This window comes from Stappia stellulata (assembly GCF_020176715.1).
In the GTDB taxonomy this organism is placed as follows: domain Bacteria; phylum Pseudomonadota; class Alphaproteobacteria; order Rhizobiales; family Stappiaceae; genus Stappia.
In genome coordinates this window covers 32,128-47,028 of sequence record NZ_JAIVMF010000016.1, presented here as the reverse complement: position 1 = coordinate 47,028, position 14,901 = coordinate 32,128, and the positions used below count along the sequence as shown (strand labels likewise).

General features: G+C 67.5%; 10 protein-coding genes and 1 pseudogene. 6 read left to right on the top strand and 5 right to left on the bottom strand.

Going from position 1 to position 14,901, the window contains the following annotated elements; translation table 11 throughout:
- Nucleotides 1–92 precede the first annotated feature (92 nt).
- On the top strand, nucleotides 93–2,051 hold the full coding sequence (gene asnB / locus LC092_RS16725; RefSeq protein ID WP_224808411.1) for an asparagine synthase (glutamine-hydrolyzing): 1,959 nt from the start codon (nucleotides 93–95) through the stop codon (nucleotides 2,049–2,051).
- A 42-nt stretch (nucleotides 2,052–2,093) separates the two neighbouring features.
- Here asnB and LC092_RS16720 read toward each other — a convergent pair whose 3' ends face one another.
- The 4 genes and pseudogenes from LC092_RS16720 to LC092_RS16705 all read right to left on the bottom strand — a co-directional run bounded on the left by LC092_RS16720 (nucleotide 2,094) and on the right by LC092_RS16705 (nucleotide 6,493).
- Complete coding sequence (locus LC092_RS16720) at nucleotides 2,094–3,488, bottom strand: uracil-xanthine permease family protein (protein WP_224808409.1); 1,395 nt, start codon at nucleotides 3,486–3,488, stop codon at nucleotides 2,094–2,096.
- Between the two features lie 147 nt (nucleotides 3,489–3,635).
- Nucleotides 3,636–4,649 carry an allantoicase gene (gene alc / locus LC092_RS16715; protein ID WP_224808406.1) on the bottom strand — a complete coding sequence of 338 codons (1,014 nt, stop codon included), beginning with the start codon at nucleotides 4,647–4,649 and terminating at the stop codon, nucleotides 3,636–3,638.
- A 60-nt stretch (nucleotides 4,650–4,709) separates the two neighbouring features.
- Nucleotides 4,710–5,195, bottom strand: a pseudogene (uraD, locus tag LC092_RS16710) (2-oxo-4-hydroxy-4-carboxy-5-ureidoimidazoline decarboxylase); the annotation flags it as partial.
- A gap of 356 nt (nucleotides 5,196–5,551) precedes the next feature.
- Nucleotides 5,552–6,493, bottom strand: coding sequence for a LysR family transcriptional regulator (locus tag LC092_RS16705; RefSeq protein WP_224808404.1), 942 nt, complete (start codon nucleotides 6,491–6,493; stop codon nucleotides 5,552–5,554).
- Between the two features lie 130 nt (nucleotides 6,494–6,623).
- On the opposite strand from LC092_RS16705, the gene LC092_RS16700 reads away from it, so the two are divergent.
- Nucleotides 6,624–7,898, top strand: a complete 1,275-nt coding sequence (locus LC092_RS16700; protein WP_412103597.1) for a urate hydroxylase PuuD — start codon at nucleotides 6,624–6,626, stop codon at nucleotides 7,896–7,898.
- Nucleotides 7,899–8,219: 321 nt separating this feature from the next.
- Nucleotides 8,220–9,233: a methyltransferase gene (locus LC092_RS16695; protein WP_224808400.1), complete on the top strand. Its 1,014-nt coding sequence runs from the start codon at nucleotides 8,220–8,222 to the stop codon at nucleotides 9,231–9,233.
- A gap of 22 nt (nucleotides 9,234–9,255) precedes the next feature.
- Here the strand turns inward: LC092_RS16695 and LC092_RS16690 are convergent, their stop codons facing one another.
- Nucleotides 9,256–10,164, bottom strand: a complete 909-nt coding sequence (locus LC092_RS16690) for a LysR substrate-binding domain-containing protein (protein ID WP_224808398.1) — start codon at nucleotides 10,162–10,164, stop codon at nucleotides 9,256–9,258.
- 133 nt (nucleotides 10,165–10,297) lie between these two features.
- Between LC092_RS16690 and LC092_RS16685 the strand changes: the two genes are divergently transcribed.
- From LC092_RS16685 to LC092_RS16675, 3 genes are all read left to right on the top strand, one after another.
- On the top strand, nucleotides 10,298–11,878 hold the full coding sequence (locus tag LC092_RS16685) for a trimethylamine methyltransferase family protein (protein WP_224808395.1): 1,581 nt from the start codon (nucleotides 10,298–10,300) through the stop codon (nucleotides 11,876–11,878).
- 20 nt (nucleotides 11,879–11,898) lie between these two features.
- The gene (locus tag LC092_RS16680) at nucleotides 11,899–13,947 is read left to right on the top strand and encodes an NADH:flavin oxidoreductase (RefSeq protein WP_224808518.1); all 2,049 of its coding nucleotides are present in this window, start codon (nucleotides 11,899–11,901) and stop codon (nucleotides 13,945–13,947) included.
- A 120-nt stretch (nucleotides 13,948–14,067) separates the two neighbouring features.
- Nucleotides 14,068–14,886, top strand: a complete 819-nt coding sequence (locus tag LC092_RS16675) for a MipA/OmpV family protein (RefSeq protein ID WP_224808394.1) — start codon at nucleotides 14,068–14,070, stop codon at nucleotides 14,884–14,886.
- The last annotated feature ends 15 nt before the right edge of the window (nucleotides 14,887–14,901 follow it).

Here is a 14,901-nt window from a genome sequence, read left to right as displayed (position 1 = left end):
CGCAAACACGCGATTTCGGTCTAAGGGAAACGCCTTGCGGGACCGCGCACCGGCGCAACCGCCACGATCGATCAGCCAAGACGGAGCGCGACATGTGCGGCATCGCCGGCCTCTTCAAACCGGATGGCGCAAGCGAGGCCGACGAGGGCGTGGCCACAGCCCTGCGCGATGCGCTGACGCATCGCGGCCCCGATGCCGCCGGCCTGTGGCGCGACGCCGCTGCCGGCATCGTCCTCGCCCACCGGCGACTTTCGATCATCGACGTGAGCGCGGCCGGCGCGCAGCCGATGCAATCCCCCTGCGGGCGCTACACGCTCTCCTACAACGGCGAGATCTACAATTACCTGGAGATGCGCGAGGAGCTGGAAGAGCTCGGCGCCGCACCCGCCTGGCAGGGCCATTCAGACACCGAAGTGCTGCTCGCCGGCATCGCCCGCTGGGGCCTGGCGGAAACGCTTCGCCGCGCCAACGGCATGTTCGCGCTGGCGCTCTGGGACCGCGAGACCAAAAGCCTGACGCTTGCCCGCGACCGCTTCGGCGAAAAGCCGCTGCATGTGGCGAGCCTCGACGGCGAGATCGCCTTTGCCTCGGAGCTGAAGGCGCTGATGCGCCATCCGCGCTGGCAGGGGCGGGTCGATCGCCAGGCCATCGCCCAGTGCCTGCGCCACGGCTACATCCCGGCCCCGCGCACCGCCTATGAGGGCGTCGTCAAGCTGGCGCCGGGCAGCTGCGTGACCGTCTCGGCCGGCGCGATGACGCCGGACAGCTGGCGGGTCGACCGCTTCTGGGACAGTTTCGCGGAAGCGCGCAGCGCCCGCGCGGCACGCTTCGCCGGCACCGGCGCGGAGGCGGTCGAACATCTCGACAACCTGCTGCGCGCCTCCGTCGCACGCCAGATGATTTCAGACGTGCCGCTCGGCGCCTTCCTGTCGGGCGGGATCGATTCCTCCACCATCGCCGCGATGATGCAGTCGCTGAGCGCGACGCCGGTGGAAACCTTCACCCTCGGCTTTCACGACAAGGCGACCAACGAGGCGGAGTTCGCAAAATCCGTCGCGACCCATCTCGGCACCAGCCACAATGAGATCTATCTTTCCGGCGACGAGGCCCGCGATCTGGTCGAGACAATGCCGGAGATCTACGACGAGCCCTTCGCCGACCCCTCGCAACTGCCGACCTATCTGATCTCCCGCTTCGCGCGGACCAAGGTCACCGTGAGCCTTTCGGGCGACGCGGCGGACGAGCTTTTCGCCGGCTACGGCCGCTATCACTCCATCGCCCGCAACTGGAGCGGGTCGGCGGGCGCACGGATCGGACGCGCGCTGCAGCGCGGCTATGCGGCGGCGCAGATCGCCGGCCTCGTTGCCCCGGCCGAACGGCTCGGGCTGGCGCGGATCGGATCGCGCAGCCCGGCCAGCCTCCGGCTGCGGCTTGAGGAAAAGCACGCCCGCTTCGCCACCGCCTCGGCGGTCGAGGCCTATGAGCGCAAGTTCACGCTGCTCGACACCGCCCATCGTCTCGTGCCCGGAACGCAGCGCGAGACCCATCCCGACCTGGAACGGGTCGCAGCCGAGACGGGCTGGAGCGCGCTGGAACAGGCAAGTTTCCTCGATCTGGTCCACTATCTGCCCGACGACATTCTGGTGAAGGTCGACCGGGCGGCGATGGCGCACTCTCTGGAGACGCGCATTCCCTTCCTCGATCCGGCGGTGGTGCGCTTCGCGCTGTCCCTGCCGGACGAGATCCGCACGCTGGGCGGAACGCGCAAGGGCATTCTCAAGGCGGTGCTCGACCGCTATGTGCCGGCAAGCCTGTGGGACCGGCCGAAGCGCGGCTTCGGCATTCCGGGTGCGGCCTGGCTGAAGGGACCGCTGAAGCCGCTGGCCGAAGAGATGTTTTCAGCCGAAACGCTCGCCCGCGTCGATGTGCTCGATCCGGCGCTGGTGCGGCTGTTCTGGGACGATTTCCGTGCCGGCGACAAGCGTCGCGCCAACATCGTCTGGGCGATGTTCGTCGTGCAACTGCATCTCACCCGCCACACCGGCCGCTGAGCCAACGGGCCCGGCAACCGGCGCGGCGGGCGAGAAAACGCTCTACTTCGCGTGACCGCTCATGCCGCCGGAAATCTCTTCCGTCTGCTCGGCGCTGAGTTCGTCGGGCAGGACCAGATTGAGCACGATGGCAAGCCCCGCCGCCGGCAGCAGGCCGGTGGTCAGCAGGATCTTGAGCGTCGACGGCAGGTGCTGAAGCGCTTCCGGAACGAGCTGCAGCCCGAGCCCGACCGACAGTGACACGGCGAAGATCACCATGTTGCGGCGGTTCCAGGCGACATCGGCCAGCATCGACACGCCGGCGGCCGCGACCATGCCGAACATCACGATGACGCCGCCGCCCAGCACCTCGATCGGCACCGTCGAGATGATCGCCCCGACCTTGGGCACCAGCCCGCAGACGATCAGGAACAGCGCGCCCAATGTGACCACATGCCGGCTCATCACCCCGGTCATGGCGATCAGGCCGACGTTCTGGCTGAAGGAGGTGTTCGGCAGGCCGCCGAACAGACCGGCCACCGCGGTTCCCAGACCGTCGGCATAGGTCGCGCCGGCGATTTCCCGGTCGCTTGCCTCGCGGCCGGCGCCGCCCTTGGCGATGCCGGAGATGTCGCCCACCGTCTCGATCGCCGAGACCACGCCCATCAGGCCGAAGCCGATCACCGCCGCCCAGTCGAAGGCGAAGCCGAAGTGGAAGGGATCGGGCACCATGAACCAGGCCGCGCGGCCGACATTGGCGAAGCTCACCATGCCGAGCGCGAAGGCCAGCGCATAGCCGGCGACAAGGCCGATCAAAACGGCTGCGACCGACCACATGCCGCGGGTGAAGAACTTCAGGCCAAGCGTCACCACGACCACGACCAGCGCCACGAACCAGTTCTGCGCGCTGCCGAATTCGGGCTTGCCCATCGCCGGAACGCCGCCGGCGGCATACTGGATGCCGACCTTGACGAGCGCCAGGCCGATCATCAGCACGACAAGGCCGGTCACCAGCGGCGGCAGAGCGAAGCGGATGCGGCGAATGACCGTGCCGAGCGTTGCGTGGAACAGGCCGCCGATGATCACGCCGCCCATCAGCGCGGCCATGGCGTCGACGCCCTTGCCGGCGACGAGCGGGATCATGATCGGCAGGAAGGCGAAACTCGTGCCCTGCACCACCGGCAGGCGCGCCCCCACAGGCCCCATGCCGATGGTCTGGAACAGCGTCGCGATGCCGGCGAAAAGCAGCGACATCTGGATCATGTAAATCAAATCGAAGACGCCCGGCGTGCCGAAGCCGAAGCCGGCGGCGCCGGCAACGATGATCGCCGGCGTGATGTTGCTGACGAACATGGCCAGCACATGCTGGATGCCGAGCGGCAAGGCCGTTGCCAGCGGCGGCGTGTAGTCCGGATCCCGCAATTGTTCCGGCGTCCCGATCGAATGGTCGGCAGCCATGGGTCTGTCTCCTTCTGGAAGGCGCGCGATGGCGCTTTGGGTGTGTCCGGCGCCGGTCTTGTTGCGTCCGCGTTCCCTGACGGACGACCGGTCTTTTCCGGATAAAAAAAGCCCGGCGCTGTCGCGCCGGGCCTCGTGTCGCCAGCCTCAGGCGAGGCGGCCGAAGAGCCGAATGCGGCTGATGCCGCCGTCGGGATAGATGTTGAGCCTGACGTGGGTCACCGGCTTGGGCGCCCGCACCTCGCCCCGCGCGATGTCGTGGATCGCATCGGCGGTCAGTTTCGTTCGGCCGATGACCTCGTCCCAGAACATCGACGACGTCACCACCGCGTCGTTGAGATCGGCCGCGAAATCGCCGAGATCGGCGGCCTGCAGCGAGAAACTCTCCGGGAAATTGCCCTTGTAGAAGGCGGTATCGATGCTGGCGCGCTCGATCAGCCCGCGCGCGCCGAGCGCGATGATGATCCAGTCGTTGCCCGGCTCGCGGCGCCGCCGCGTCTCCCAGCCGTCGCCCATGTTGACGCCGCGCCCCGGCGCAAGCAGCCGGTGGTAGGCGCCATAGTGCGCATCGGAAAACGCCAGCACCCGCGCGCCGTTGAGCGCGGAGGCCAGATCGACCTCGCTGGAGCCGACCGCTGCGCGGTCGATCTGCGGCCGGCCGAAGACGCGAAAGCGCGCGACGCCGCCGTCGGGGTGGATGTGCAGGCGCACATGGGTCCACACCTGGTCGCTGTCGCAGGCGAAATAGTGATGCGCGCTCGGCCCCAGCGCCGCCATGCCGACAAGCTCGGTCCAGACTGTGGCCTCGTCCGGGTCGCTATCGACCGCGCAGGCCTCGATGCGCGCCGCCGGCGGATAGTTGCCGGTGAAATGGGCGGTGTCGACGTCGAAGCCGGTGATGCGGCCGCGCGCGGCGAGCCGCACCACGGCGCTGTCGTGACCCGGACCGCGGCGACGGCGCGATTCCCAGCCATCCATCCACTTGCCGTTGTCGTCGTATTTGTCGGGGTAGAAGACGGCCTCGTCGTCGGCGAGCATGCGCTCGACGCTGGCGAAGAAGTCGTCGGTGACCGACAGCGCCTTGGCGCCGAGACCGGCGGAGGCGAGATTGATGTCGCTTCTGGCGAACTCCGGACGGGTGTCCGGCGTGGCGAGTGTCATGGGTCTGGGTCCTTCAAGCACGCGCCGGCGCTGCGCCGGCGGGAAAACACGCCGGACGGGTCAGTCCGGCAGGATGTCGGCCAGGCGAAGCCCGGCAATGCGTTCGACCTGGGCGCAGGCGGTGGCGAATTCCGTGTCGCGGTCGTTGTCGACGCGGGCCTCGAAATTCTCCAGGATTTCCTGCTTGTTGCGGCCCTTCACCGCCAGGATGAAGGGAAAGCCGAAGCGCGCCGTATAGGCATTATTGAGCGCGGTGAAGCGCGCGCGCTCCGCGTCGGTCAGCGCATCGAGGCCGGCGGAGGCCTGCTCGCCGGTCGATTCCGCCGTCAGCCGTTTGGCGGCGGCAAGCTTGCCGGCAAGGTCGGGGTGGGCGCGCAGCACCGCAAGCCGCTCGTCCTCGCGAGCCTCGCGGAACACACGCACCATTGCCGCATGCAGGCCGGAGGCGGTGTTTTCCGCCGGTCCGAACCCCGTGTCATAGGCACGCTCGGCGATCCAGGGCGAATGTTCGAAAATGCTTCCGAAGCGCGCGACGAAACGCTCGCGGCTCATTGCGGCGGGCGAAAGATCGCCGTTTTGTTGCGCAGTGTCATCCGGCATGGACCTCTCCCTTGGCCTGGTCGAGAAGCTTTATTGGTAAACCGAAACAATCAACCCGATTGTCAAAATTTTCTTGAAAGAGATGCGCCGGCGAGGCGCGAAGCGCGCCGACGGCCTTGCGGGGACAAGCGGGTCGGGGTGAGCCCCGTCAGCGGAGCCGTCGGACGTACGGCTTGCGTCGCCAACGCGATCAATATCGACAATTCCGCGCGCAAATTTTGCAAGAGTTGATCGGGATTGATCGAGAGTTGCCGAAATTGCACGGTCGCAAGCCGCACCGCCGTCAATCCGCGCCCGGCACCTTATCCCCGCACCGCCTCTCCGGCCTCGCGCGCCAGCAGCGCATCGAGTGCGCGCTGGCAGCCGGCGGTGACGAAATCGATGAAGAGCCGGATTTTCGGATCCTGAAACCGCTTGTGCGGATAAAGGCAGGCGAGCTGCACCGGCGGCGGCGGGGTCGCCGTGCAGACCGGGACCAGCGCGCCGCTGCGCAGGTGGTCGATCACCTCGAACAGCGGCTTGTTGACGATGCCGCAGCCCGCCAGCGCCCAGTCGGTCAGCACGTCGCCATCGTCGGATTCAAACGGCCCGGCGACCTCGTAGCGCAGCGGCTCCTCCGGCCCGGTGAGCGTCCACTGGAACTCGTTGGCGCCGGGAAAGCGCAAGAGCAGACAGCTGTGCCGGCCGTCGACCAGATCGCGACCGCTTTGCGGCACGCCGTGTTCGGCCAGATAGGAGGGCGCCGCGCACAGCACCCGCTCGCACTCGAAGACCGGCCGCATGCGCAGGGCGGAATCCTGCGGCGTGCCGAGCACGAAGGCGATGTCGAGCCCCTCACCCATGACGTCCAGCTTGCGGTCGGAAAGGCGCAGCCGCACGTCGACCGCCGGATAGGCCGCCTTGAACTCCGGGATCAGCGGCGCGATCAGCCTCCGGCCGATGCCAAGCGGCGCGGCCACGAAGATCGAGCCGCGCGGATTGCGCGCCACATCGGCGACGGCGGCTTCCGCCTCCTCGATGGTGTCTAGGATCTTGACCGCGCCCTTGTAGAAGATGGCGCCATGTTCCGTCGGCTGCAGCTTGCGCGTGGTGCGGTTGAACAGTCGGACGCCAAGGTGCTTTTCCAGCTCGCCGATCCGGCTGGAGACCACGGCCGGCGACACGCGGCGGTCGCGCGCGGCCGCCGACATGCTGCCGAGCTCGACAACGCGCACAAACACCTTGAGATTGTTCACATAGGACATGACCAGCCGGATACCATCTTCAAGATTTTTTTGATAGTGCTGGGTGCGTCATCGGACTTTTTTGCAAATCGCCGATCTGTCAGTCTGCGAGGCTGACGGAGGCACGCGCCGTCCCGCCCCTGTCCGCTCCATGGCGGACCCGCAGAAACGGAGACCCTCGATGGAAATGGCGATTGCCTGGGACTGGCTGTCCTTTGCGCTGAGATGGCTGCATGTGATCACGGCCATCGCCTGGATCGGCTCGTCCTTCTATTTCATCGCGCTGGACCTCGGCCTGCGCAAGGCGCCCGACCTGCCGAAGGGCGCCCACGGCGAGGAATGGCAGGTGCACGGCGGCGGCTTCTACCACATCCGCAAGTATCTGGTGGCACCGGCGGACATGCCGGAGCACCTGACCTGGTTCAAATGGGAGAGCTACGCGACGTGGCTCTCCGGCTTCGCGCTGATGGCGGTGGTCTATTACGCCGGCGCCGACCTCTATCTGATCGACGCCAACGTCCTGGAGATGTCGCAGCCGGTGGCGATCGCCGTCTCCATCGCCTCGATCGCCTTCGGCTGGATCGTCTACGACCTGCTGTGCAAGTCGCCCGCCGGAAAAAGCACCACGGGGCTGATGCTGCTCCTCTATGTGGTGCTGGTCGCCATGGCCTGGGGCTACACCCAGCTCTTCACCGGCCGCGCCGCCTTCCTGCATCTCGGCGTCTTCACCGCCACGATCATGTCCGCCAATGTGTTCATGATCATCATTCCCAACCAGAAGAAGGTGGTCGCCGCCCTGCTGAAGGGCGAGACGCCCGACCCCGCGCTCGGCGCCCAGGCCAAGCAGCGCTCGCTGCACAACAACTACCTGACCCTGCCGGTCATCTTCCTGATGCTGTCGAACCATTACCCGCTGGCCTTCGCCACCCCCTACAACTGGGTGATCGCCTCGCTGGTGTTCCTGATGGGCGTCACGATCCGCCATTTCTTCAACACCCTGCATGCCGGCAAGGGAAAACCCTGGTGGACCTGGGGCGCGACGGCGGCACTTTTCGTCGCCGTTGTCTGGCTCTCCACCCTGCCGCCGCCGGGCACCGCGACCGACAACGCCGCCAGCGTCACCGCGCCGGCGACGCCGATGACGCCGGCGATGGCGCAGCTGATCGCCGCGCCGCAATTCGCCGACGTGCGCGACACGGTGCTCGGGCGCTGCTCCATGTGCCACGCCGCCGAGCCCGCCTGGGACGGCATCGTCGTCGCGCCGAAGGGGGTTCACCTGGAAACCGACGCCGAGATCGCCGTCCACGCCCGCCAGATCTACCTGCAGGCCGCGCGCTCCCATGCCATGCCGCCCGCCAATCTCACCTATATGGAACAGAACGAGCGCGCCCTGCTCGCCGCCTGGTACGAGAACGCGACCCGCTAGGGTCCAGACCCGGCCGGACCCGACCGAAAACCGCCGCGCGCCCGGGCACGGCGGTTTGTTTGCGCGCGCTCGCGCCGGCCCGCACCCGTCCCTTGCCGGACTGCGCGAAAACGCGGCGCATGCCCGAATAGCGTGCAGCGGCTGACGCAAGGTGGATTGTTTCATGGAAACGTATTAACAAGACCATCCAGCCTTTGCAGGCACGCCACGTGCCAGCCGGATGCGATCCCGCGACCGGCCATGACAGAAAAATCGCGCTTATCCGGCAGGCCCGATCTTTGCGGGCCGCCGCGCGAACATTGACAAGGAGACGACAGACCGATGCCGACCCTTACGGAAGCGGAAGAAATCTCGGATATTGCTTTTGGCTACATGGGCTCGAAGGCTTTGTTTGCTGCCCTTCACTTCGGCATCTTCACGCAACTGGCCGAAGCCCCGGCAACGGTCGATGCGCTGGCGAAGAAGGTCGACCTTCCGGGCGAGCGCTGCCGCACGCTGCTGACGGCCCTTGCCGCGCTCGGCCTGGTCGAGCGGGTCGATGGCACCTACCGCAATTCGCCGGCGGCCGAGCGCTTTCTGGTCAAGGGCGCGAAATATGATTTCGGCGACTACCTGCGCCTCCAGGTCGGCCAGCAGATGTATCCGCTGATGGACCAGATCGAGCCGGCGCTCTCCGGCGACCTGCCCGAGGATGCCACCGCCTCCTATGCCGAGTGGTTTTCCGATCCCAAGGAAGCCCGGCTCTATTCGGAAAGCCAGCACGCCGGCTCGCTCGGCCCCGCGCTTGGCCTTGCCCGTCGGGTCGATCTCGCCAACGCCCGCACGCTGCTCGATGTCGGCGGCGGCACCGGCGCCTTCGCGATCACCCTGTGCCAGACCTTTCCCGATCTTTCGGCAACCATCGTCGAGTTCCCCAATGTGGCGAAACTCGGCCGCAGCTTCGTCGACAAGGCCGGCCTGTCGGATCGCATCGCCTACCGGGAGGGCAATGCGCTGGAAACCGAATGGCCGCGCGAGCAGGATGCGATCCTCATGTCCTATCTGCTCTCCGGCGTACCGGACCACGCCCATGAGGACCTGTTCAAGCGCGCCTTCGACCACCTGGCGCCGGGCGGCCTGCTGATGGTGCATGACTTCGTCGTCGACAGCGACCGCGCAGGACCGAAGAACACCGCACTCTGGCAGTTGCAGCACACCGCCTTCACGCCGGAGGCGCGTTCCATCGCCGCCGACTGGCTGGAAAAGCAGTTGGTCAAGGCGGGCTTCGAGAACGTCGGCGTCGAGCCGCTGATCCCGGGCATGACCAAGCTGGCGCTCGGCACCCGTCCGGCCTGATCCGGAGCGGGTAAGAAACCGGTCAGGTGCCGCGCTGGTCGAGCAGCCAGTCGCGCACCTGTTCGGCGGAGGGCGGAAGCACCCGGTCGCGCGGCCACACCAGCTGGAACGGCGTCGCGGTTTCCAGCACATGGTCGTCGACGCAAACCAGCAATCCGTCGCCGATCAGCCGGTCGGTGAGATGCTCCCAGCCGAGCGCGACGCCCTGCCCGCCCATCACCGCCTGCAGGACCAGGACATAATCGTTGATCAGCAGCCCGCTGGCGCGCGCCGGGCGCGGCAACCCGACGCTTGCAAACCAGTCGCCCCAGTCGGTGCAGGGCCGGTAAGGCTCCTCCAGATGAATGAGCCGCTGGCGGGCCAGCGCCTCGGCGCCCTCCGGCAGGCCATGCGCCGCAACATGGGCGGGACTTGCGACCGGCTGGATCCGCTCCGGCGCCAGCACCTCCGCGTCATAGGCGAAAAAGCCGCCGACGACGCCGGACCGCACCCCCAGCGGAATGTCTTCCGCCACGATGTCGAGATCCCGCTCGGACGTCTGGATGCGCAGGTCAATCTCCGGCAGGTCCTCGCGAAACCGCGCCAGCCGGGGCAGCATCCAGAAGCTGGCGAAGGCGGTGGAGGCCGACAGCGTGACATGCTGCTCGGTGCCCAGCGCGCGCAGCTCTTCCGCCGACTTGCGGATCGTGCCGAGCCCGAGCGCGACATCCGCATGAAACCGCGCGCCGGCTTCCGTCAGCACGACCCGCCGGTGCCGCCGGTGGAACAGGCGCACGCCAAGCGTTTCCTCCAGTCCCTTCACCGCAAGGCTGACCGCCGCCTGGCTCATGCCAAGCTCCTCGCCGGCGCGGGTGAAACTGCCGTGACGGCCCGCCGCCTCGAAGGCGATCAGCGCGCTGGCGGAGGGGAGCAGATGACGCAGGCTTTCCATAAGCCAAGCTTATCTCACGCATGAGATTTTTCCAGCATTACGCGACGTTTCGCAACAGCTAGGCTTTTGATCGCAAACAGGCGTCGAGGGCGACTTTCCCCGCCCCGCCACCTGGGACCGGGAGGAGAGCGCAATGGCTGTTGCAGGACTGGCTCCGACATCGCGAGGCACAAACGAAGCCGCCGACGCAGGCACACCCCGGCGCGGCGCGCGCGACCGCCGCCGCGACCGGCGCGCGGCCGCGAAACTGTCGGGTCCCGCCTATGTCACCCGCGCCATACCGCCGTATGAGATCCTCGACGAGGAGCGCCTGCTGCGCATCGAGGCGGCGGCCGACCGGATCCTGGCCGAGGTCGGCATCGAGTTTCGCGGCGACGACGAGGCGCTGCGCCTGTTTCGCCAAGCCGGCGCCGGCGGTGAGGGCATCACCTGCACCTTCGAGCCCGGCATGCTGCGCGAGATCCTGAGGACCGCGCCGGCCGAATTCACCCAGCACGCCCGCAATCCGGCCCGCTCGGTGAAGATCGGCGGCCCGCATATGGCCTTCGCGCCCGCCTATGGCTCGCCCTTCGTCATGGATCTCGACCGGGGCCGGCGCTACGGCACGCTGGAGGACTTCGAGAACTTCGTGAAACTCGCCTATATGGCGCCCTGGCTGCACCATTCCGGCGGCACCGTCTGCGAACCGACCGACATTCCGGTCAACAAGCGCCATCTCGACATGGTGTTTTCGCACCTGAAATATTCCGACAAGGCCTTTCTCGGCTCGATCACCGCGCCGGAGCGCGCGGAAGACAACATCGAGATGGCCCGCATCGTCTTTGGCGCGGAGCGCGTCGAGCGCGACTGCGTGATCATGGGCAACGTCAATGTCAATTCGCCGCTCGTCTGGGACGGGACGATGACGGGCGCGATCCGCGCCTATGCCGCCGCCAACCAGGGCTCGGTGATCGTGCCCTTCATCCTCGGCGGCGCGATGGGGCCGGTGACCACCGCCGGCGCCATCGCCCAGGCGCTCGCCGAAACCATGGTCGGCTGCGCGCTCACCCAGCTGGTGCGCCCCGGCGCGCCGGTGATCTTCGGCAACTTCCTCTCCTCCATGGCACTGCGGTCCGGCTCGCCCACCTTCGGCACGCCGGAACCGGCGGTCGGCTCGCTGGTCGTCGGCCAGTTGGCGCGACGCCTCAACCTGCCGCTGCGCTGTGCCGGCTCCTTCACCACCTCCAAGCTGCCCGACGCCCAGGCCATGCAGGAAAGCGCCATGTCGATGCTCTCGGCGGTGCAAAGCGGCGCGAATTTCCTGCTGCATTCGGCCGGCTTCCTCGATGGCTTGCTGTCGATGAGCTACGAGAAATTCGTGCTCGACGTCGACCAGTGCGGCGCGCTGCACAGCTATCTCGCCGGCGTTGCCGTCGACGACAACGCGCTGGCGCTCGATGCCTTCGCCGAGGTCGGTCCCGGCAACCATTTCTTCGGCTGCGCCCATACGATGGCGAATTACGAGACCTGTTTCTGGGACAGCGAGCTGGCCGACAACGACCCGTTCGAGACCTGGGAGGATGCCGGCGGCAAGGACGCGGCGACCCGCGCCAACGCCCGCTGGAAGGCGATGCTGGCCGACTACCAGGCACCGCCGCTGGATGTTGCCGTGGAAGCGGAACTCACGGATTTCATTGCGCGCCGCAAGGCAGCGATGGAGGATGCGTGGTACTGACCAGACACCGGGCGAACACGATGACCTCGACGGATCCCCTGCTGCAGCCCTACCGGCTCAAGCATCTGGAGCTGCGCAACCGGCTGATGTCGACCGCGCATGAGCCGGCCTATTCCGAGGACGGCCTGCCCAGGGAGCGCTACCGGCTCTACCACGCGGAACGGGCAAAGGGCGGCATCGCGCTGACCATGACGGCGGGCTCGGCGGTGGTCTCGCCGGACAGTCCGGCGGCCTTCGGCAATCTCCATGCCTATAGGGACGAGATCGTCCCCTGGCTGAAGGAGCTCGTCGACGACTGCCACACCCATGGCGCGGCGGTGATGATCCAGCTCACCCATCTCGGCCGGCGCACCGGCTGGAACAAGGCCGACTGGCTGCCGGTGCTCGCCCCCTCGCCGGTCCGCGAGCCGGCGCATCGAGCCTTTCCCAAGGAGGCCGAGGACTGGGATCTGGCGCGCATTCTCGCCGATTATGCCGATGCGGCGGAGCGCATGCAGGCGGCCGGTCTCGACGGCATCGAGCTTGAGGCCTACGGCCATCTGCTCGACGGCTTCTGGTCGCCCGCCACCAACCACCGCGACGACCACCACAACGGCTCGCTCGACAACCGGCTGCGGTTCACCCGCGCCGTCCTCGCGGCGATCCGCGACCGCGTCGGTGCCGATTTCATCGTCGGCATCCGCATGACCGCCGACGAAGCCTTCGACAAGGGGCTGACCCGGGCCGAAGGCGTCGAGATCGCCCGGCGCCTCGTCGCCGACGGCAAGATCGACTTCCTCAATCTCATCCGCGGGCACATCGACACCGATGCCGGCCTGGCCAACGTGATCCCGATCCAGGGCATGCGCTCCGCGCCGCATCTCGATTTCGCCGGCGAGGTGCGGGCCGAAACGCGCTTTCCCGTCTTTCACGCCGCGCGCATCGCCGATGTCGCCACCGCGCGCCACGCGATCGCGGACGGCAAGCTCGACATGGTCGGCATGACGCGCGCCCATATCGCCGACCCGCATATCGCGCTGAAGATCGCCGAGCGGCGCGAGCACGAGATCCGTCCCTGCGTCGGCGCCACCTATTGCCTCGACCGGATCTACGAGGGTCACGAGGCGCTGTGCGTCCACAACCCGGCGACGGGCCGCGAGGCGACCATGCCGCATGTGATCGCCAAGAGCGGCGCGGCGCCCCGACGCGTCGTCATTGTCGGCGCCGGACCGGCGGGCCTGGAAGCGGCCCGCGTTGCCGGAGAACGCGGCCATGACGTGACGGTGCTGGAGGCCGCTCCCCATGCCGGCGGGCAGGTGCGGCTTGCCGCGCAAAGCCCGCGCCGGCGCGAGCTGATCGGCATCATCGACTGGCGGCTGGCGGCCTGCAATGCCGCCGGCGTGCGCTTTCACTTCAACACCTGGGCGGAGACCGCCGACGTGCTGGCACTCGCTCCCGATGTCGTCATCATCGCGACCGGAGGCCTGCCCAACACCGGCGCGCTCGACGTCGGCGCGGAGCTTGCCGTGTCCTCCTGGGACATCGTCTCGGGCGACGTCAAGCCAGGCGCCCGCGTGCTCGTCTTCGACGACAACGGCGGCCATCCGGGCATGCAGGCCGCCGAAACCGCGACAAACGCGGGGGCCGAGGTCGAGATCGTCACGCCGGAGCGGTTCTTCGCGCCGGAAATGGGCGGGCTCAACCACGTGCCCTACGCCAGGCTCTTCCATGAGGCGGGCACCCGCATCACCATCAACACCCGGTTGACCGGGATCGCGCGTGACGGCAACGAGCTGGTCGCGACGCTCGGCTCCGACTATTCGCCGCAGACCCACCTCCGCCGGGTGGACCAGGTTGTCGTCGAACATGGCACCCTGCCGCTCGACGACCTCTATCTGGAGCTCAAGCCGGCCTCGCGAAACCTGGGCGCCATCGACTGGCCCAAGGTGATCGCGGCGAGGGGCGCCCTGCCGTTTTCCGAGACCAATCCGGATGGCGCCTTCCTGCTTGCGCGCATCGGCGACGCGGTCGCCTCGCGCAACATCCACGCCGCGATCTACGAGGCGCTCAGACTGACCAAGGACCTGTGATCCGCCGCAGTGCACAAGTGCAACACTCGCCGCAAATCGCCCGCGCGTTAGCGTATTTGCCCGAGAAACAGCGTATAGAAGTTCAAATCCTTTCAGTCTGCCGGAGCGGGCCAACCAAACATGCGCAATTTCAAGCTTCTGACCGTTCTTGCCAGCGTCGCGACCCTGGCGCTCGCAGCTCCTGCCGGCGCGCAGGACGGACTTGCCCCGCCGGACGATCTGCCGGTGCCGCAGAAACAATATGTGATCGACCTGGGCGTCGGCGCGCTCGCCAAGCCGAAATACGAAGGCGCCGACAAGCTCCTGGTCATGCCGATGCCGATCATCTCCGTCGGCCGGTTCTATCTGCCCGGCTTCGGCCAGGTCGCGGATGGCGAAACCAAGACGCGCGGCGTCTTCTTCTTCCCCTCGTTCAACTACGTCGGCGAGCGCAAGGCCTCCGACAGCGCCTCGCTGACCGGCACGCGCACCGTCGACTGGGCGCTGGAACTCGGCCTGGGGGCGGGCTTCCGCTATGACTGGTTCCGCGCCTTCGTCGAATTGCGTCAGGGCATCAACGGGCACTCCGGCCAGGTCGGCCAGATTGGCGCGGACGTGATCTTCAATCCAATGGAGCGGCTGCAGCTCAGCATCGGCCCGCGCGCCGACTTTGCCTCCGGCGACTACATGAGCACCTATTTCGGCGTGACCGCGGCCGAGGCAGCAGCCTCGGGCGGCGCCCTGACGGCCTATAACGCCGGTGGCGGCTTCAAGTCGCTCGGCATTCTGGGGCGGGCGAGCTACGCCGTGTCCGACACGACCGCGCTGCACCTGCAAGCCGGCTGGGACCGGTTCATCGGCGACGCCAAGAACAGCCCGATCGTGCGCGGCGGCAACGAGGACCAGTTCTCGATCGGCGCCGGCGTCACCTATCGCTTCGCCTTCGATCTCTTCGACTGACCGGCTGCACGACAG